Origin of the sequence: Asanoa hainanensis (genome assembly GCF_900188485.1) — a bacterium.
Lineage (GTDB): Bacteria > Actinomycetota > Actinomycetes > Mycobacteriales > Micromonosporaceae > Asanoa > Asanoa hainanensis.
The window spans coordinates 275,649-294,559 of the sequence record NZ_FZPH01000002.1 but is presented as its reverse complement, the minus strand read 5'-3'; the positions used below and the strand labels follow the sequence as shown (position 1 = coordinate 294,559).

Below are 18,911 nucleotides of genomic sequence, written 5' to 3'. Positions count from 1 at the left end.
CGGAGATCAACCGGTTGGGCAGAGATCGACGCCGATCAGGCGGTGCCCGCCGGGTCCTCGACCCTTGGCCACGAGCGGGCGTGCCGGGGCCACGGCGCGGCCACCTCGAACTGACCCGCGATCGACAGCAACAGCGACTCGCTGCCCGGCGGACCGACCAGCTGCACACCCAGCGGCAGCCCGTCGGGGCGCATGCCGACCGGCACGACCAACGCCGGCAGCCCGGCGATGTTCCACGGCGCGGCGAAGGGCGCGTACCGCAGGCTGGTCGTCATGTTCGCCCGCCACGACCGGGCGGACCACAGGTCGGCCGGTGGCGGCGCGGCGGCCAGGGCCGGGGTGACCAGCACGTCGACGTTGTTGTCGGTGAAGAAGTCGATCGAGCGCTCGCGCCAGGCATCGCGGTCGCTCTGGCGCACGTAGCCACGGCGGGTGACCCAGTCGCCCAGCTTCGCGTGCCGGCGGCTGCGTGGCTGCAGCGCGCTCCGGTCGAGGGAGTCGAAATCGGCGTCGCTGGCCGCGGCGGCGAACCAGTGCGCCATGCCCTTCAGGCCGAGCGAGACCGGGTAGACCGGGTCGACCGCGGCCACGTCGTGCCCGGCGTTGACGAGCAGCTTCGAGGCGGTCGCGACCGCCTCGCGGTTGGGTGCGTCCAGCCGGATGCCGCTCACCGGCGAGCGGGTCGACAGCGCGACCCGCAGTCGCGCCGGCTCGACCAGCTTCTCCGGGTTGCGGCCGGCCAGCACCGCGAACACCAGGGCCGCGTCGGCCACGCTGGTGGCGAGCACGCCGTGCTCGGTGAGGCCGAACCAGCCGTCGACGCCGAGCTCGCGGGGCACCACGTCGCGCCCCGGCTTGAGGCCGACCAGCCCGCAGCACGCCGCCGGGATGCGGATGGAGCCGAGCCCGTCGGTGCCGTGCGCGACCGGCACCATGCCGCTGGCGACCGCGGCCGCCGCGCCGCCCGAGGAGCCGCCCGGCGTGCGGTCGGTGCGCCACGGGTTGCGGGTCACCGCGGTCTCGTCGTCGGTCATGCCGAACAGCGCGAGCTCCGGCATCCGGGTGATGCCGACCGCGACCGCGCCGGCACCACGCAGGCGACGGACCACTTCGTGGTCCTCGGCCGCGACGGGGGTACGCGCGGCGGCGGAGCCGTTCCAGATCGGCACGCCGGCGATCGCCGTGTTCTCCTTGATCGCCACGGGGACGCCGGCCAGCGGCAGGCTGGACAGGTCCTCGAGGACGTCGACCTCCTCCGCCTCGACGATCGCCGCGCCGGCCCGGACGGTCCGGAACGCGGACACGACCGGGTCGGCGGCGGTGATGTGGTCGAGGTGGTCGGCGACGACCCGGGTCGCGGTCGTGTCACCACGGCGCACCGCGCGGGCGATCTGACGCGCGGTCGCACCGACCCAGCTGGGCACAGTCTCAGGCACGGGCCACCCTCCCCATCGGGCCGCACTGTCCCGGGCCGCCAGCGCGACCCGGTAGACCGCAGTGTCTCAATAGGTCAGCCGAGCGCGCGCTCCAGGTCGGCCAGAAGGTCGTCACCAGTCTCGATGCCCACCGACAGCCGCACCAGGTCGGCCGGCACCTCCAGCGGCGAACCGGCCGCGCTGGCGTGCGTCATCCGGCCCGGGTGCTCGATCAGCGACTCCACCCCGCCGAGCGACTCGGCCAGGATGAACAGCTCGGTGCTCTCGCAGATGCGCACAGCGGCTTCCTCACCGCCCGCCGCGCGGAACGAGACCATGCCGCCGAACCGCTTCATCTGCTTGGCGGCCGTCTCGTGCCCCGGGTGGGTCGGCAGGCCCGGGTAGAGCACTTCGGACACCGCCTTGTGGTGGCGCAGGTAGTCGACCACGCGCTCGGCGTTGTCGCAGTGGCGGTCCATCCGTACGCCCAGGGTCCGAATGCCCCGCATGGTCAGCCAGGCGTCGAACGGCCCGTTGACCGAACCCATGGCGTTCTGGTGGTACGCGAGGCGCTCGCCGAGCTCGTCGTCGCTCACGATCAGCGCGCCGCCGACGACGTCGGAGTGGCCGCCCAGGTATTTCGTCGTCGAGTGCACGACCACGTCGGCGCCGAGGCCGAGCGGCTGCTGCAGGTAGGGCGAGGCGAACGTGTTGTCGACGACCAGCAGCGCGCCGGCGTCGTGGGCCAGGGCGGCGGTCGCGGCGATGTCGTTGACACCGAGCAGCGGGTTCGACGGCGTCTCGACCCAGATGACCTTGGTCTGGCCCGGCCGGATCGCGTTCCGCATCGTGTCGAGGTGGTGGATGCTGGCCGCGGTCCAGGTCAGCCCCCAGCGCTCGGCCACCTTCGCGAAGAGCCGGAACGTGCCGCCGTACGCGTCGTCGGGGATCACCACGTGGTCGCCCGGCTGGCAGACGGTGCGCAGCAGGGTGTCCTCGGCGGCGAGGCCGCTCGCGAAGGCCAGGCCGCGCCGACCGCCCTCGAGCGCGCGCAGGGCTTCCTGCAGGGCGTCGCGGGTGGGGTTGCCGGACCGGCTGTACTCGTAGCCCTCCCGGGGGCGGCCAACCCCGTCCTGGGCGTACGTGCTGGTCTGGTAGATCGGCGGCACGACCGACCCGGTGCGCGCCTCCGGATCCTGGCCGGCGTGGATGGCGAGCGTCTCGAAACCGTAGGTCATTGGATGGAGGCTAGTCTTCGTCGGTGGCGGAGTGCGTGTTCTGCGGCATCGTGGCGGGCGAGGTGCCCGCATTCGTGGTCGGATCGACGGCAGAATGCGTGGCTTTCCTGGATACCCGGCCGGTGTTCAAAGGCCACACTTTGGTCGTACCGCGTGCGCATTTGGTGGTTTTGTCTGATCTGCCGGCTTCTGGGTTGTCCGGATATTTCGGATTCGTGCAGGCAGTTGATCGCGCCGTGCAGTCTGCGCTCTCGGCCGGCGGGTCGTTCGTCGCGTTGAACAACCGGGTCTCGCAGTCGGTGCCGCACCTGCACACGCACGTCGTACCCCGGACCAAGGGTGATGGTTTGCGGGGTTTCTTCTGGCCGCGGACCAAGTACGCGTCGGACGACGAGGCCCGGGACTACGCGAAGCGGATCGGCTCGGCGCTGTAGCTTCCGTGGAATGACAACACGAGTCGTCGTCACGGGCGGCAGCGGCAAACTCGGCCGGGCCGTGGTGCGGGATCTTCTTTCGCACGGGTACGAGGTGCACAACATCGACCGGGTGCCGTCACCTGACCCGGTGGCTCCCTTCACGCGGATCGACCTGGGAGATTACGGACAGGTCGTCGAGGCGCTGTCGGGGATCGAGGACCGCTACCCGTCGGTCGACGCGGTGGTGCACCTGGGCGCGATCCCGGCGCCGGGCCTGACCGCCAACGCGGCAACGTTCACCCACAACATCACGGCGACCCACAACGTCTTCGCCGCGGCGCGCGCGGCCGGCATCACGAACGTGGTGTGGGCGAGCAGCGAGACGTTGCTGGGCCTGCCGTTCGGCCAGGTGCCGCCGCCGTACCTGCCGGTGGACGAGGAGTACCCGGCGCGACCGCAGTCGTCGTACGCGCTGGCCAAGCACCTCGAAGAACAGATGGCGGCGCAGTTCTGCCGATGGAACCCAGCGCTGAAGATGATCGGCCTACGCTTCTCGAACGTGATGGAACCAGCGGACTACGCGGCGTTCCCGTCCTATGCGGACGATCCGCGGTTGCGAAGCTGGAACGCCTGGTCGTACATCGACGCCCGAGACGGGGCTCAAGCGGTGCGCCTGTCCCTGGAACTGGACGCGACAGGCATGGACATCTTCATCATCGCGAACGCGGACTCGGTGATGCCGCAGAAGTCGGCAGACCTCGCAGCCGAGGTCTTCCCGGACATCCCCATCACCCGCGACGTAGGCGAACACGGCACGTTCCTGTCGATCGAAAAAGCCCGCCGAGTCCTGGGCTACAACCCCCAACACACCTGGCGCTCCTGACCGCTATGCGCTGGGGTTCACGAGCACCAACCCATGGTGTTCGACGAAGTCGGCGTAGTCCTTGACGTTGTAGGTCGCGAGGGGCAGACCCTCGGTCAGGCAGGAAGCCGCGATCCAGGCGTCGTTGGTCGGATGCATCCGGCCACGGCGCCGACCCGCGGCTGACAAGCGGCCCCACGCCTGCGCGGTCTCCCAACCGGCGTCGAGCATGAGGCAGTGGGACATCCACCCGTCGAGCGCCGCGAGGTTACGGTGGCTCCAGTCGCGTAGCGAAGCCCATTGCGTCATCTCGCCGACGCTGACAAAGGTCAGGCACCACACGGTGCCAGCGAGCCGCGCCGACATGGCTCGGTCGACCTTGTTGCGAAAGATGCGGGACGCGACGTCGGTGTCGAGGATGACGTATCTCACGGTCACGCCAGATTGGCGTGGCGTTCCGCATCGACGTGGGACAGGAAGGCGGATAGCTCGGTGTCGCTTTCGAAGATGCCGAAATCAGCCATGTCCGCGACGTCGCGGACGGGGACGATGCCACGACGCCGCGCTTGCTCGTCAAGTGACTCGCGGCCGCGCGAGAACTGCCGCGAACCGTCGAAGCGCTGAGCTCCGGTAGACATGAGTCACACCTCCATAGCTCATTGTGACACCCCTGGCGCGGATCCGTGGACCCGTAAAAGCTCGGTCGCGTACCCGCCCGGGCGGGGTCAGGCTTCAGCGGTTGTCGCCGCTGCCGCCGAGGACGCCTCGGGTTTGGCGGCTGGCTAGCTTGGCCAGGTTGTTCTTCGCTATGTCGTCCAGGGAGAGATCCAGATAGTCGGCGAGCACCGCCAGGTACCAGAGCACGTCGCCGAGTTCCTTGCCGATGTCGGCGCGGTCGATGCGTGACTCGTCGCTGTCCTGGTCGCGGACCCACTTCTTGAACTTCTCGGCGACCTCGCCCGACTCGCCCACCAGTCCGAGGACCAGGTGGAGCAGCTCGTTCTTTCTGTCGCGCCGCGCGGCAGTGCGCAGGGCACCGCGCTGGTAGTCGTCCAACTCCATGGCGGACAAGTATGCGGTCTGGCGAACGACGCGCCTTCAAACGGGCTGTGGCAGGTCAGACATGCATGACGGTGCGGATCGCCGCATCGACAGCGGCCATTTCGTGTTGACTGAGGTGGCCGACCAGTTGGCCGAGGCGTTCGGGGTCGATCGCCGCGATCTGCTCGACGAGCACCAACGTGGTCTTCCCGCCGATCTCCACCTCCGGCCGGAACGAAGCGGGTCGCGCGCTTGTGGACGTCGGTGCCACCAGCCATGTCGACAGGGGTAGCAGATCAGACTGGACGACGACCGCGAAGCGGTTTCCCCGCTGCTCATGACCACGTGCATCGCGCGGAGCTTTGAGCTGGAACACGTCACCACGCACGGAGGGACTCCATGTCCGCGAGGACCGAGCGCGCCTCGGCTCGATCGTCGGCGTCCGCGGCGATCGCCTCCGCTTCCGCGCGGAGCTCTTCCTCGTGTCGAGTGCGCCAGGCCAGGAGGATCGCGTCGCGGATTACCTGCGAGCGGTCGCGTTCTCCGGCGGTCAGGTCCGCTAGCGCCCGATCGACCTCGTCATCCGCTCGAAACGTAATCACCGTCATATGACATATTGTATTACGAGCGGGAGCAGTGCGCGAGCCTTCGTGTCTGACGGTTCCGCCGGGGATCAGGCTGTTGGGTGTGACTGGTGGGCAGACGAAGGGGCCCACCCAGGACGGAAATGGGCCCCTTCAGCCGAAGTGGTCGGGCGGGCAGCGTCAGCTGCGCGACCACTTCTGGTTGGCACCACCGCCGCAGTCCCAGATCTGCAGCCTGGTGCCGTTCGCTGAGCTCGCACCCGTGGCGTCCATGCACTTGTTGGACTGCGGGTTGACGATGTCGTTGGCGCCGGTGAAGGTCCAGCGTTGGGCTCCGCTGCCGTTGCAGTCCCACAACTGCAGCTTCGCGCCGTTGGCTGTCGAGCCCGACGGCACGTCCAGGCACTTGCCCAGGGCTCGCACCGAACCGTCTGCCGCCCACGTCCACTGCTGCGCGCCCGTGCCGTTGCAGTCCCACAACTGCACCGCGGTGCCGTTCGCGGTCGCCGCACCCGCCACGTCGACGCACTTGCCGCCGATGCCGGTGATGCGGCCGCCGCCGGTCGGTGGCGGGTTGGTGCCACCGGGCAGCGCGTACGCGCGCACGTAGTCGACCGTCATCGACTGCGGGAACTGGGTCGAGCCGTCCGGGTAGCCGGGCCAGTAGCCGCCGACCGCGACGTTCATGATCATGAAGAAGTTGTGGTCGAAGACCCAGCGGTCACCGCCCAGGTCGGCGGGTGTGCGGCGCTGGTACTCGTTGCCGTCCACGTACCAGATGATCAGGTTGGGTGACCAGTCCACGGCGAACGTGTGGAACGCGTCGGCGAACGCGCCACCGATCGTGTAGCCCGCGCCGATGCCCTCGGCACCCGAATAGCCCGGGCCGTGGATCGTGCCGTGCACCATGTTCGGCTCGCGGCCGATGTTCTCCATGATGTCGATCTCGCCGCTGGTCGGCCAGTTGACCGGGTTGCCCAACATCCAGAACGCCGGCCAGATGCCCTGTCCGCGCGGGATCTTCATGCGGGCCTCGAAACGGCCGTACGTGCGGTTGAAGGTGGCCGCGGTGAGCAGCCGGGCCGACGTGTACTGGCAGGTGCCGTAGTGGCACTGGAAGTTCGACGGGTTCTCCCGGCGCGCGGTGATCACCAGGTTGCCTGCGCCGTCCATGGCGGCGTTGCGCGTGCTGTTCGTGTAGTACTGCTGCTCGTTGTTGCCCCAGCCGCTGCCGCCGATGTCGAAGCGCCACTTCGACTGGTCGACCGCGCTGCCGGCGGGGCCGTTGAACTCGTCGGACCAGACGAGCGCGCCTGGCGGTGGTGCGGCACTGGCGGGGGCGGCGGCCAGCGGCACGACCAGCGTGGTCGCGACGAAGACGGCGCTCGCCGCGGCTGCGATCAGTGTGCGGGGACGGAGCACGACGATCACCTCACCAACAGGAATCCAATGACGAACGTAACTGTATGGAAACCTGTCAGATAGATGAACGTGATGTCAAGAGAGCGCTCTCAAAAGCTTCAGCCGTGCAGCCCTCCGGCCGCGACGTGGATGAACACGGCCGACACCTCCTTGGCCGTCGCCAGCGTGTCGACGTAGCCCTGCGCGGGCTCAAGCGCCTTCTCCAGCGCGGCCGACGACTCCTTGGTCGCCGCGGCGTCGCCGAACACGACCACGCTCAGGCTCACCGGACGCTCGTCGTCGGCCGCCGCGCGCAGGTCCGCCGTCAGCGCCGACAGGGTGAGCTTCGAGTCGGCGTCCTGGTTGCGGCCGTCGGTGAAGATCAGCACCCGGTTGGGTACGTCCTTGCGGGCGTCATCCTGCGCGCTCTTGTACGCGGCCAGGATCGTCTCGTACAACCCGGTGCCGTTGGAATGGGTCTTCAAGCCGCGGCAGGCCTCGACGGTCGCCTTCCGGTGCGACTCGGTCAGCGACGACGCCGGCAGCAGCTCGCGGTAGTCGTGTGGCGGGTCGAGCTGCGTGCCGAACTCCCAGAGGCCCAGCCGGCTGTCGTCGGGCAGCAGGTTCTCGAGCTCCTGGCAACCCTGCGCGACGAGCTGGATGAGCGACTGGCCGGACCCGGGCGCGGGGTCGTTCATCGAACCGGAGACGTCGACGACCACGAGCAGGTCGGTCTGGCGGTCCTCCGCGTACCAGGTGGCCAGCACGTGGTCGACGTGGTGCGCGCCGAGGAACGGCATCTGCCTGCTCGCCAGCGACGGGAGCTGGCCGGCACCAGGTGGCGGCTCGTCCGGTTCGGCGGACTGCGGCGTGCGCAGGCCGGCCCCGCTGATCGCGGCGACCCCGTCGGACGACTCCAGGGCGTCGAGCAACCGGCCGAGCGCGGCGGCGCGGTCCTCGTCAGCCAGGGCCGTCTTGGTCGGGAACCAGGTGTAGCGCAGCGCCACGCGCCAGTCCTTGCCGGCGAGCACGGCGCGGTCGCGGTTGAGCTTGCCGAGCTGCGGCACGAGGGCGTACTCGGCGACCAGGCCGACCTCGCCCGGCTGCTGGGGCAGCGCGACGCCGCCGCCGCGTACGGTGCGGGTCTTGAGGTAGGCCCGGGACAGCACCTGGGCGGACGCGTCCATGCCCTGCCCCTCCCAGACCGTCTCGGCCATCGAGCCCGCGCCCACCATGCCGTCGCCGGACGTGCCCGGCTCACGGACGGCCAGCTTCACGTCGGGGTCGGTGTCGAGGAGGTTGGCCAGCGCCAGCCAGGAGTCGCCCGCGGAGCGCAGCTTCGCGGCGGTCGCCGCGTCGGTGACCATGTAGATCGGGCTGTCGGCGACCACCGTGCCGGCCCCGCCGGCGCCCACCGTGTTCTCCGGACCGAGCCGGGCCAGATCGAGGTCCGGTGCGGTGCCGACCCACGAGGTGTCGTCGGGGATCCAGAGGTCGGCGCCGGTCTGCCGGACCGTGTCGGGCGCGGCGCGGCCGTCGGCGACCACGATGTCCATCCGGACGCACTTGTCGGCCTTGCCGAGCTCGGGAGCCAGAGCGGCGAGCACCGGCGCGAACGACGAGGCGGTGACCACCTTCAGCTTCCGGTCGCAGGCCGGGTCGCCGGACGACAGCGCCGACCAGCCGTCGCTGCGGACCAGGACGATCCCCGCGACCACCAGGGCCGGCAGCCCCAGCAGCAGGAAGGTGAGCACCGTCCAGCGGGCCACCCCTCGGCGGGCCGCGTGCTTACCGATCACGTCGCCTGATCCCCCCTCGACCGTCCCCCAACGGTCCGTTCCCCGGTTGCTGGCCAAAATTGATCTCTGCGCTCGCGCCAAAAGTGGCATATGACCCAGAAAAAACCGTTGCTCGGCACCTCGTCGCGTGGATAGCGTGGCGATACACGGGAAAGGAGGTGGTCCAGCTTTGTATAGCACTGGGACTCGTGAGGTGGCTGCCCGCTAGCCGCTGTCCTTGACAGTTTTCGTTCGTCGAGACCGTGTGGCAGCGGTGCGGCGAAACTCAAGCAGCCACCCGACCCCCGGGGCGCCGGCCCAGTCCAGCCGGCCCGTGCGAGCACGGTTGTCCCCGGGGGTCGAACCCTTTCTGGGGCACTGCTGGGGGCGTTGCCTAGGATTGAAGGCGATCCGTACGGACGACCTGGTTCGATCCGATCAGGCAATCGGCTGACAGCCGTTTTGGAGTCATCTCAGTGACGCTCTCGCTACGACCCGCACAGGCCGCTGACATCGACGCCATTGGCGCACTCCATTACGACTCCCGCATTGCCGCCTATCGCGATTTCGTGCCCATTGCCGGCCTCAGCGCGCTCTCCCCGGAATCACTCACCGCGTGGTGGCGAGAAAGATTCGCATACGAGTCGGATACGCACCGACTAACCGTGGCGTTCGACGACGACCAGCTCGTCGGGTTCAGCTACGTCGGGCCCGAGGAATACCACGAAGCCGAGGTCGGCCAGCTGTACGCGATCCATCTCGACCCCACGGCGCAGGGACGCGGGATCGGCCGGGCGCTGATGGTCGACGCGCTGGAGGCGATGAGCCGCAAGGGCTGGGAGCGGGTCGTGCTCTGGGTGCTCGAGGGCAACACGCACGCCCGGCGCTTCTACGAGCGCGGCGGCTGGCGGCCCGACGGCCGCGAACGCGAGGAACTGATGGGCGCGGCTCCCACCCGCCAACTCCGCTACGAACGCCGGAGTTGGCTGGGCGAGAGTGCGTGACCGAGATATGCGGGGGAACCGATTGGTCACGCACCCTCGCCCGCCGTACCCAACCGCCGCCCGGTGATGCCTGGCCGGAGGCATCGTGACCGACGGAGGCTAGTCGGTCCGGACCACGGGTGGGTGTTCGCGGGATTGCCACGGTGCTGGCGGAGCACGCGGCGGTCACCGCTGGGGTTGAGGTCTTCAGTTAGCTGACAGCCCGCTCGCACGGACGCTGTTGAGGTCGTGCCGGGCTGTCCAGCCTTCACGCCAGGAGCGACGGGATGCCGCCAAGGCGTGCTCGGCGACGCGCCGGGAGTGGCAGGGCCAGGCCCCACCGCATCCGTCGCAGCCACCGTCGCGGCCGGGTCGTGCGTGCCGCCCGAGAATGTCCCGGGCGTCTTGCCAGAGGAGCCGGTCGACAACATCGTCCGGCGCGGTTTCGCGGGCCGGAGTGGTCCGCACGGTATGGTCGACGCTGACCATCGGTCCCCCTCGTTCGCGGCGGCCCGCCGGCCGCCGTACGCATATGGAACCGTCTCGCGGTCGCCCGCAATCGGACAGTCTGTGCGACTTCCCGGAATAATCCGGTTTGTAAGGGCTAGCGGGTGCCCGACATTGCGTCCCCAAACCCGTAGCGCGCTCACATAATGAGCCCATGAGCAGGGCAGAGTCTCCTGAGGCGCCTGGACCTTCGGTCGGCGCAAAACCCGACGAGGGGGAGCCGCCGCTGCTGCGCCTGATCCGCGAGGGCGTCATCGGCGATGACCAGGTGATGTGGGGGCCCTACGGCGCCCGCCGGGTGACCTATGCCGACTACACCGCCTCGGGCCGGTCACTGGACTTCATCGAAGACTTCATTCGCGCCGAGGTGCTCCCCCGCTACGCGAACACGCACACCGAGTCGTCCGGCACGGGCCGGCAGACGACCAGACTGCGCGAGGACGCTCGGAACGTGATCCGGGACGCGGTGGGCGGCGACGACGACACCGTGGTGATCTTCGCGGGCTCGGGCGCGACCGGTGCGATCGACAAGCTGGTCCGCATCCTCGGCATCAGGCTGCCGGCCGAGCTCGACGACCGCTACGGCTTCCGCGACAGGATCCCGCCCGAGCAACGCCCCGTCGTGTTCATCGGCCCGTACGAGCACCACTCCAACGAGCTGCCCTGGCGGGAGTCGATCGCCGACGTGGTGGTCGTGCCCGAGGACGCGGACGGCCACGTCGACTGCGCGGCGCTGACGAACGCGCTCGAAAGCCACGCCGACCGGCCGCTCAAGATCGGGTCGTTCTCGGCCGCGTCCAACGTGACCGGGATCCTGACCGACGCCGCCGCGATCTCCGCCCTGCTGCACGAGCACGGCGCCCTGGCTTGCTGGGACTACGCCGCCGCCGGGCCGTACGTGGACATCGACATGGCGGGCAAGGACGCCGTCTTCCTGTCGCCGCACAAGTTCGTCGGCGGTCCCGGCACGCCGGGCGTGCTCGTGGTGCGGCGGCACCTCCTGCACAACCGGGTGCCGACGGTGCCGGGCGGGGGAACGGTCGACTACGTCAACGCGGTCGAGCACCACTACCTGAGCGACCCGGCCCACCGGGAGGAGGGCGGCACGCCGGCGATCGTCGAGTCGATCCGGGCGGGCCTGGTGTTCGGGCTCAAACAGGCCGTCGGCACCGAGGTGATCCACGACCAGGAGGAACGGTTCCGCCGCACGGCGATGGACGCCTGGGCGGCGAATCCGGCGATCGAGGTGCTCGGCAACCCGCGCGCCGACCGGTTGTCGATCCTGTCTTTCGTCGTACGCCGGCCGGGTGGCCGTTTCCTCCACCACAACTTCGTCGTGGCGCTGCTCAACGACCTGTTCGGCATCCAGTCCCGTGGCGGCTGCTCGTGCGCCGGGCCGTACGGACATCGACTGCTCGGCATCGACCTGGAGCACTCGCACCGGTTCGAGCGCGAGGTGATGGCCGGCTGCGAGGGGATCAAGCCGGGTTGGGTGCGGGTCAGCTTCAACTACTTCCTGACCGACGCGGTCTGCCGCTACATCGTCGAGGCCGTCGACCTGGTCGCCCGCGACGGCTGGAAGCTGCTGCCGGACTACCGCTTCGACCCGTACTCCGGGCTCTGGCGCCACCGACTCGGCCTGGCCGAGCCGGCGCTGCGGCTGACCGGGCTCGCCTTCGGCGCGGCCGGGGTGCGCTGGGGCGACGCGGTGCCCGCCGAACGGGCCACCGAGGAGGCGCTGCCGGGCTATCTGGCCGAGGCCAGAAAGATCTTGGGCCGGTACGACGGCAGCGACTGCACCGAGGGCGACGGCGGCGCCGCGGTCTCGCCCGGTTTCGAGGCGCTGCGCTGGTTCGACCTGCCCGCGGTCTGCCTGGAGCCGATCGAGCCAGGGCCAGGGCCAGGGCCAGCGCCGACGCCTGCGGCGGCGCCCCTTTCGCTCTGAGCGAATATCGCAATCCCGGCGGGCCAGCCCGTGTTGAGGATGGCGTGGATACCGAACCGGAGCGCGACGAGACCGCCGCCCTCGACGCCTATTCAAAGGTCGTCACGACGGTCGCCGCACAGATCCTGCCCAGCGTGGCCGCGGTGGCGGTGCGCACCAGCCGGGGCGCCGGGGCGGGTTCGGCCGTGACCTTCACCGACGACGGCTTCCTGCTCACCAGTGCGCACGTGGTCGAGGGCGCGGCCGGCGGCACCGCGACCTTCGGCGACGGTGCCGAGGCCGCCTTCGACGTCGTCGGCCGCGACCCGCTCTCCGACCTCGCGGTGCTCCGCGTACGCAACCCCGGCGCCCGCCCCGCCCCGCTGGGCGACGCCGACCGACTCAAGATCGGCCAGCTCGTCGTCGCGGTCGGCAACCCGATGGGCCTGGCCGGCTCGGTCACCGCCGGCGTGGTCTCCGGGCTCGGGCGGTCGCTGCCGGCCCGCGAGGGGCGCGCCATCCGGTTGATCGACGACGTGATCCAGACCGATGCCGCGCTCAACCCGGGCAACTCCGGCGGCGCGCTGGTCGACTCGTCCGGCCACGTGATCGGCATCAACACCGCGGTCGCGGGCTACGGGCTCGGCCTCGCGGTGCCGATCAACCGCAACACCCGGCAGATCATCGGGGACCTGATCCGGGACGGCCGGGTGCGCCGGGCCTGGCTCGGCGTCGCGGGCGTGCCGGTGCCGCTGCCGCCGCAGGTCACCGAGCGCACCAGCCAGCGCAGCGGCTTGCGGGTGGTCGAGGTCGTGCCGGGCAGCCCGGCCGGGGTCGCCGGGATCTACCTGGGCGACATCCTGCTGACCGCGGGCGGCCAGCAGATCCAGAACGTCCAGGCCCTGCAACGGCTGATGCTCGGCCCGGCGATCGGCAACCGCCTGCCGGTGACCCTGCTGCGCCGCGGCGCGTACGTGGACGTGGTCACGGTTCCGGCGGAGCTCAGCACCCGCTAGGCCCGGACGTGGTCGAGCCGGCTCCCCTGCCGAAGGGAGCCGGCTCGGCCGGGTGGTGCGGGGTCAGAGAGCGTGCCGCCGCTTGCGGCGGCGGCCCAGCAGTAGCAGCACGGCGCTGACCACCAGGATCGACAGGCCGGCGATCACGAGGCGGACCGTCGACGGGCGGGTCAGCTCCTCGCCGCCCTCCGCACCGCCCTGGCCGGGCAGCGGGCCGTAGTTGGCCACCACCGCCGGCTCGGTGCTGCCCGACGGCGCGGGCGTGGCCCCGGACGGGGTGGCCGTCGGGCTCGTCGCGTCGTCGGTCGGGAAGTACGGCAGGTTGTCGTCGCCCGGTTCCACCGCCACACCGTCGTCCGCCGGGTCGCCGTTCGCCGCGGGTTCCTCGGCGGGAGCGGGCTCGCCCGGCAACACCGGAGCCTCCCCGGGCAGCACCGGGGCCGCGCTCGGAGCCCCGGCCGCCGAGGTCCCCGCGGGCTCCGTCGGCGCCGCCGCGGCCGACGACGGCTCCTCCTGCGGCAGGAACCGCGGGTCGGTCGGCCAGGCCCAGGGCAGCTTGCTGTCCATCGGCGCCGGATCGTCCGGGACCGCCGCGCCCGTCGGCGCCGCGGCACCGGTCGCGCCCTTCGACGGCGCCGCCGCATCGGTCGGGACGGCCGGGTCGGTCGGGATCTCGCCCACGATCGGCGGTTCCACGAACGACACGGTGGCGCCGGGCGTCGGCGACCAGGTCCGAACCGGAACGCCGGCTCGCGTCGATGCCGCCGCGACCGGCTCGGTGGTCGCCGGCGGTGCGGTCACGGGTGTGTCGGCAGCCGCCGCACCGCACTGGACCGTCGTGTTGAACGGCAGGTCGTGCGTCTCACCGCCGCCGGCCGCGGGCGTGCCGTGCGTGTAGCTGCGTACCACGAGGTTCCCTTCGTTGTTGGCGGAGTTGACGTCGGTGAACGCGGCGTTCGGCGCGTAGATGGTGCCCTCGGCGGTGTCCGCGCCGACCTGGGTGATCGTGGTGGCGTCCGGGAAGTTCATCAGGATGTACGGCGCCTGCTCGTCGCTGATGCCGGCGAAGTTGGCGGTGCGCCACTCGTAGTCGGCGCCCGTGCCCACGTTGACCAGCAGCGGCGTCTCGGCGCTGGGCTGCGTGTTGAAGGTCAGGTCGGACAGGTTGTTGAACTCGTCGCCGGTCAGGTTCAGCACGTTGGTCTGGTTCGGGGTCAGCGACACGTACGCCCGGGTGCCCGGCGTGCTGATCGGCCGGTCCAGCGCACCACCGCCGGAGTTGCGCAGCTTCACCGTCTCGGCGCAGGTGTCGAGCTGCTGCGACCGTTCGCGGAAGGTGGCGAACACCCCGGCGAAATCGAGCGCCTCCTGGGCGTCGAGGCTCGTCTTGCGGGCACCCGGGACCGGACCCGCCGGGTCGTTGGCGCGCAGCACGACCCCGACACCGTCGCCGAAGACCTTGGCGTCGACGACCTTCGGCGCGCCGATCAACGCCCGGCCACCGACCACGAGCGGGCTGGCGCCGACGCCGACCCGCACGTCGCGCTCCGTCGCGATCCGGTAGGCCGAGCCGAACGTGAGGTCACCGCCGATCGCGACCGGGCCTTCGCTCTCGATGCCGGTCAGCGACGCCTCGCGTTCGACGAGCACGAGGAAGCCGAGCCCGCCCTCGACCGGGTTGACCGGCCCGGCCGCGGTCGCCGGCGTCAACATCCACAGCGAAGCGCCGGCCGCGACGGCTCCCACCGCCGTCGCGGCCAACCATCTGGCTTTCCTGGCCATGCGTAAACCGCCCCCCGAAGCGAATAAACCTCCAAGAGGCAGTATTCACCGCGAATGGGACAGAGTTCGCGTTTTGCCTTAAATACGTGAAACTGGAGCAAAGTTAACGGGAACCCAGGTGGGCCAGCAGGTCCTGCCGGGTGATCACGCCCTTGGGCTTGCCGTCGATCAGCACGAGCGCGGCGTCGGACTTCTCCATCAGCGCCACGGCCTCGCTGACCGGCTGGCCGCCACCGATCATCGGCAGGGGCGAGTGCATGTGCTTCTCGACCATGTCGTGCAGGTGCGCCTGGCCGGTGAACAGCGCGTCCAGCAGCTCCTTCTCGACGATGGAGCCGGCCACCTCGCCGGTCACCACCGGGGGCTCCGCCTTGAGCACGGGCACCTGCGACACGCCGTACTCCCGCATGCGGTCGATCGCCTCGCGGACCGGGTCGGTCGGGTGCACGTGCACGAGCTCCGGCATCTCGCCGCTCTTGCCGGCCAGCACGTCCCGCACGGTCGGCTCGGCGCCGCCCGTGGCCAGGAAGCCGTACCGGGCCATCCACTCGTCGTTGAAGATCTTCGACAGGTAGCCCCGGCCGCCGTCGGGCAGCAGCACCACGATCACGTCGTCCGGGCCGGCGCGGTGCGCCACCTCGAGCGCGGCCGCGACCGCCATGCCGCACGAGCCGCCGACCAGCAGGCCCTCCTCGCGGGCGAGCCGGCGCGTGATGTCGAACGAGGTCTTGTCGGAGACCTCGACGATCTCGTCGCAGATGTCGCGGTCGTAGGTCTCGGGCCAGAAGTCCTCGCCGACGCCCTCGACCAGGTACGGCCGGCCGGTGCCGCCGGAGTAGACCGAGCCCTCCGGGTCGGCGCCGATCACCTTGACGGCCCCGCCGGAGACCTCCTTGAGGTAGCGACCGACGCCGGAGATCGTGCCGCCAGTGCCGACGCCCGCGACGAAGTGGGTCACCCGGCCGCCGGTCTGCTCCCAGACCTCGGGACCCGTCGTCTCGTAGTGCGAGCGCGGGTTCTCCTTGTTGGCGTACTGGTTCGGCTTCCAGGCGCCCGGGATCTCGGCGGCGAGCCGGTCGGAGACGTTGTAGTACGACCGCGGGTCCTCGGGCGCGACGGCGGTCGGGCAGACCACCACCTCGGCGCCGTACGCGCGCAGCACGTCACGCTTGTCCTCGCTGACCTTGTCGGGGCAGACGAAGACGCAGCGGTAGCCCTTGAGCTGGGCGACCAGGGCCAGCCCGACGCCGGTGTTGCCGCTGGTCGGCTCCACGATCGTGCCGCCGGACTGGAGCAGGCCGGCCTTCTCGGCGGCCTCGACCATCCGCAGCGCGATGCGGTCCTTGACCGAGCCACCGGGGTTGAAATATTCGACCTTGGCCAGCACCGTCGCGTCGATGCCGGCGGCGACGGTGCGCAGCCGGACGAGCGGCGTGTTACCGATGAGGTCGACGACGTTGTCGTAGTAGCGCACGGCGTTGTGCCCTTCTGGTCCGCCCCGCCGGTCGGCGGGTCGATCCCAGCCTACGTGCGCTGGTCAGGACAACACGGTGCCGGGTATGACGCTGTTGCGGCGGGCTTCCCAGGCCAGGAACCGGTCGGTCTCGGCGAGCACGCTGCCGGCCAGCCAGGTCACCATGACCACGTCGTCGACCAGCCCGAACAGCGCGAGGAACGCTTCCGGGACGAAGTCGAGCGGGGAGACCACGTAGATCGTCGCGGCGGTCATCAGAGCCAGTCGCAGGCCCCCGTCGTACTCGCCGCGCGAAGTTGCCTTGATCATCCTGGGCAGCGCCGCCAGGCGGGCGCCCAGACCCGGACCGCCGCGGGCACCGGCGGTCAGCGCCTTGCCCAGTGCGACGAACGCCGCGGTGCGCTTCAACGTCTTCGCCATCGGCTATCGACCTCCTCCGCACCATGATGCCCAGAACGCGCCACCCCGAACCGCCGCGAGGTTTGTTCCGCGAAACACCCCCGGGAGCGTGGAGCACCTTTTTGGGCGTCGCGGAGTTAGCCTCGTAGCCGGAAGCGAAGCATGGGGGGCACAGCCAATGGGGGCAGCCGAGGCAGCGGCCTGGCGCACCGCCGCCCGGACGGTCGCGCGATTCACGGCCGTCGGTGCGGGAGTGACGGCGTTCGGAGCGGTGGCGGGTGCCGCGCTCATCGTCGGGCAGGCCGAGCAGGCCCGCCGGCGCATCCCGCAGGCGCAGGAGCCACCGCCGCGCGGTGACGGCGTCTACGGCACCCGGTTCCCGGGCGAGCCGATCGAGATGGTGGTGGTCGGCGACTCGTCGGCCGCGGGCTACGGCGTCCACAAGCCGCGCGAGACCCCCGGCGCCCTGCTCGCCACCGGCGTCTCCCGCCGGCTCCAGCGGCCGGTCCGGCTGCACCGCCACGCCGTCGTCGGCGCGCTGTCGGCAGGCCTGCCGCACCAGGTCGAGGCCGCGCTGGAGCGCACACCGCACCCCGACGTCGCCGTGATCATCATCGGCGGCAACGACGTCACCCACCGCACGAGCACCCACATCGCGGTGCGCCACCTGGTCAACGCCGTCCGCAAGTTCCGCAGCGTGGGCGCGCGGGTGATCGTCGGCACCTGCCCCGACCTCGGCACCATCCAGCCGATCCAGCCGCCGCTGCGCTGGCTGGCGGGCCGGTGGAGCCGCCAGCTCGCCGCCGCGCAGACGGTGGCCAGCGTCGAGGCCGGCGCCTGGACGGTCTCGCTCGGCGACCTGCTCGGCCCCCGGTTCGCGGCCGAGCCGGCACGGATGTTCGGCCTCGACCGGTTCCACCCGTCCGCCGACGGCTACGCGCTGGCCGCCGCGGCGATGCTGCCCAGCGTGCTGGCCGCGCTCGGCGCGCCCGAGGAGCGGGTCGCGCTCACGGCCGGCGAGGGCGTGCGCTCGCTGCCGCAGGCCGCGCAGGAGGCCGCCCGCCAGCCTGGCACCGAAGTCAGCGGCACGCAGGTCGCGGGCCGCGACCGGGGCCCCGCGGGCCGCTGGGCGCAGCTGCGCCGTCGCCCGGCCGCGTGGTTCGGCCCCGGCCCGGGTGGTGCCCGTCGCCTGTTCGGGAACCTACGCGGGACCGCGCCGACGTTACCCTTGGAGCCGGCCCGCGATGACGCGGAGCCGTCCACGGTGGAGGAGTTGGCATGACGTCACGCGGTCTGGTCGGCCGGTTGGGCCGCACGGCCGCCATGACGCTGCTGGCCAGCGGCCTCGCCGGCGCCGCACTGCTGGCCGGCGAGTTCGTCACCGCCCGCAACCGGCGCTACGCGCAACCGCAGCTCGGGCTGGCCCTGCGCACCGCGGTGGGCCGCGAAGGCGCCCCGGAGGTGCGGCTGGTGCTGCTCGGCGACTCCACATCGCTCGGTGTGGGCGTCGACGACGTCGGCGACACGGTCGGCGGCCAGCTCGCCCGGCTGCTCGCCGACGACGCCGGGCTCCGCGTGCACCTCTCGTCCGTCGGCGTCTCCGGCTCGCGGTCGACCGACCTCGCCACCCAGGTGGCCCGGGCGCTGCTCGGCGAGCCCCCCGACCTGGCCGTGATCCTGATCGGTGCCAACGACGCGACCACCCTGCGCCGGCCCGGCGAGTCCGCCGCCTACCTGGCCGCCGCGGTGCGCCGGCTGCGCGACGCCGGTGTCGAGGTCGTCGTCGGCACGTGCCCCGACCTGGGCGCGGCCCGCGCGATCGACCAGCCGCTGCGCGAGATCGCGGGCTGGTGGGGCCGGCAGACCGCGGCGGCACAGGGCCACGCGGTAAGGGCCGCCGGCGGCGCCGTGGTCGACCTCGCGGCGGAGACGGGCGCGGTGTTCCGGGCCGACGCCGGCACGCTCTGCTTCGACGGCTTCCACCCGTCGGCCGACGGCTACCGGGTGTGGGCGCACGCCCTGCTCCCGGCCGTGTCCGCGCTGGCTGGGCTGGGTCGGTCAGCCGCGCCCTGACGCCGGCGGATTGAGAGG

General features: G+C 71.2%; 19 protein-coding genes. 7 read left to right on the top strand and 12 right to left on the bottom strand.

Annotation, left to right across the window (positions count from 1 at the left end):
• Positions 1-35: 35 nt before the first annotated feature.
• Positions 36-1,436 carry an amidase gene (locus CHC05_RS05265; RefSeq protein WP_089245256.1) on the bottom strand — a complete coding sequence of 467 codons (1,401 nt, stop codon included), beginning with the start codon at positions 1,434-1,436 and terminating at the stop codon, positions 36-38.
• A 74-nt stretch (positions 1,437-1,510) separates the two neighbouring features.
• Complete coding sequence (locus tag CHC05_RS05260) at positions 1,511-2,653, bottom strand: cystathionine gamma-synthase (protein WP_089245254.1); 1,143 nt, start codon at positions 2,651-2,653, stop codon at positions 1,511-1,513.
• A gap of 23 nt (positions 2,654-2,676) precedes the next feature.
• Between CHC05_RS05260 and CHC05_RS05255 the strand changes: the two genes are divergently transcribed.
• Positions 2,677-3,087: an HIT family protein gene (locus CHC05_RS05255; protein ID WP_089245252.1), complete on the top strand. Its 411-nt coding sequence runs from the start codon at positions 2,677-2,679 to the stop codon at positions 3,085-3,087.
• A 10-nt stretch (positions 3,088-3,097) separates the two neighbouring features.
• Positions 3,098-3,952 (top strand): NAD-dependent epimerase/dehydratase family protein, encoded by an 855-nt coding sequence (locus tag CHC05_RS05250; protein ID WP_089245250.1) that lies wholly within the window; start codon positions 3,098-3,100, stop codon positions 3,950-3,952.
• Positions 3,953-3,955: 3 nt separating this feature from the next.
• Here CHC05_RS05250 and CHC05_RS05245 read toward each other — a convergent pair whose 3' ends face one another.
• From CHC05_RS05245 to CHC05_RS05215, 7 genes are all read right to left on the bottom strand, one after another.
• Positions 3,956-4,363, bottom strand: a complete 408-nt coding sequence (locus CHC05_RS05245; protein WP_089246110.1) for a type II toxin-antitoxin system VapC family toxin — start codon at positions 4,361-4,363, stop codon at positions 3,956-3,958.
• A 2-nt stretch (positions 4,364-4,365) separates the two neighbouring features.
• Positions 4,366-4,569 (bottom strand): hypothetical protein, encoded by a 204-nt coding sequence (locus tag CHC05_RS05240; RefSeq protein WP_089245248.1) that lies wholly within the window; start codon positions 4,567-4,569, stop codon positions 4,366-4,368.
• 94 nt (positions 4,570-4,663) lie between these two features.
• The gene (locus CHC05_RS05235; protein WP_089245246.1) at positions 4,664-4,993 is read right to left on the bottom strand and encodes a nucleoside triphosphate pyrophosphohydrolase family protein; all 330 of its coding nucleotides are present in this window, start codon (positions 4,991-4,993) and stop codon (positions 4,664-4,666) included.
• Positions 4,994-5,048: 55 nt separating this feature from the next.
• Entirely contained in the window at positions 5,049-5,360 is a 312-nt protein-coding gene (locus tag CHC05_RS05230; protein ID WP_089245244.1) for a type II toxin-antitoxin system PemK/MazF family toxin, read from the bottom strand.
• On the bottom strand, positions 5,350-5,580 hold the full coding sequence (locus CHC05_RS05225; protein ID WP_089245242.1) for a hypothetical protein: 231 nt from the start codon (positions 5,578-5,580) through the stop codon (positions 5,350-5,352). Before CHC05_RS05225 ends, CHC05_RS05230 begins: the two co-directional genes overlap by 11 nt.
• A gap of 156 nt (positions 5,581-5,736) precedes the next feature.
• Entirely contained in the window at positions 5,737-6,978 is a 1,242-nt protein-coding gene (locus CHC05_RS05220) for a glycoside hydrolase family 16 protein (RefSeq protein WP_218824447.1), read from the bottom strand.
• A gap of 98 nt (positions 6,979-7,076) precedes the next feature.
• On the bottom strand, positions 7,077-8,756 hold the full coding sequence (locus tag CHC05_RS05215) for a substrate-binding domain-containing protein (RefSeq protein ID WP_179266055.1): 1,680 nt from the start codon (positions 8,754-8,756) through the stop codon (positions 7,077-7,079).
• 455 nt (positions 8,757-9,211) lie between these two features.
• On the opposite strand from CHC05_RS05215, the gene CHC05_RS05210 reads away from it, so the two are divergent.
• The 3 genes from CHC05_RS05210 (at position 9,212) to CHC05_RS05195 (ending at position 13,165) form a co-directional block, all read left to right on the top strand.
• The gene (locus CHC05_RS05210; RefSeq protein ID WP_089245238.1) at positions 9,212-9,739 is read left to right on the top strand and encodes a GNAT family N-acetyltransferase; all 528 of its coding nucleotides are present in this window, start codon (positions 9,212-9,214) and stop codon (positions 9,737-9,739) included.
• 640 nt (positions 9,740-10,379) lie between these two features.
• Positions 10,380-12,170 (top strand): aminotransferase class V-fold PLP-dependent enzyme, encoded by a 1,791-nt coding sequence (locus CHC05_RS05200; protein ID WP_089245234.1) that lies wholly within the window; start codon positions 10,380-10,382, stop codon positions 12,168-12,170.
• Between the two features lie 44 nt (positions 12,171-12,214).
• On the top strand, positions 12,215-13,165 hold the full coding sequence (locus CHC05_RS05195; RefSeq protein ID WP_089245232.1) for a S1C family serine protease: 951 nt from the start codon (positions 12,215-12,217) through the stop codon (positions 13,163-13,165).
• Between the two features lie 63 nt (positions 13,166-13,228).
• Here the strand turns inward: CHC05_RS05195 and CHC05_RS05190 are convergent, their stop codons facing one another.
• From CHC05_RS05190 to CHC05_RS05180, 3 genes are all read right to left on the bottom strand, one after another.
• The gene (locus CHC05_RS05190; protein ID WP_089245230.1) at positions 13,229-14,947 is read right to left on the bottom strand and encodes a choice-of-anchor A family protein; all 1,719 of its coding nucleotides are present in this window, start codon (positions 14,945-14,947) and stop codon (positions 13,229-13,231) included.
• 103 nt (positions 14,948-15,050) lie between these two features.
• Complete coding sequence (locus CHC05_RS05185; RefSeq protein WP_089245228.1) at positions 15,051-16,421, bottom strand: cystathionine beta-synthase; 1,371 nt, start codon at positions 16,419-16,421, stop codon at positions 15,051-15,053.
• A 63-nt stretch (positions 16,422-16,484) separates the two neighbouring features.
• On the bottom strand, positions 16,485-16,841 hold the full coding sequence (locus tag CHC05_RS05180) for a YkvA family protein (protein ID WP_089245226.1): 357 nt from the start codon (positions 16,839-16,841) through the stop codon (positions 16,485-16,487).
• Between the two features lie 157 nt (positions 16,842-16,998).
• Between CHC05_RS05180 and CHC05_RS05175 the strand changes: the two genes are divergently transcribed.
• Both CHC05_RS05175 and CHC05_RS05170 read left to right on the top strand, forming a co-directional pair.
• Positions 16,999-18,102 carry an SGNH/GDSL hydrolase family protein gene (locus CHC05_RS05175; RefSeq protein ID WP_089245224.1) on the top strand — a complete coding sequence of 368 codons (1,104 nt, stop codon included), beginning with the start codon at positions 16,999-17,001 and terminating at the stop codon, positions 18,100-18,102.
• Positions 18,099-18,893 carry an SGNH/GDSL hydrolase family protein gene (locus tag CHC05_RS05170; RefSeq protein WP_089245222.1) on the top strand — a complete coding sequence of 265 codons (795 nt, stop codon included), beginning with the start codon at positions 18,099-18,101 and terminating at the stop codon, positions 18,891-18,893. Before CHC05_RS05175 ends, CHC05_RS05170 begins: the two co-directional genes overlap by 4 nt.
• The last annotated feature ends 18 nt before the right edge of the window (positions 18,894-18,911 follow it).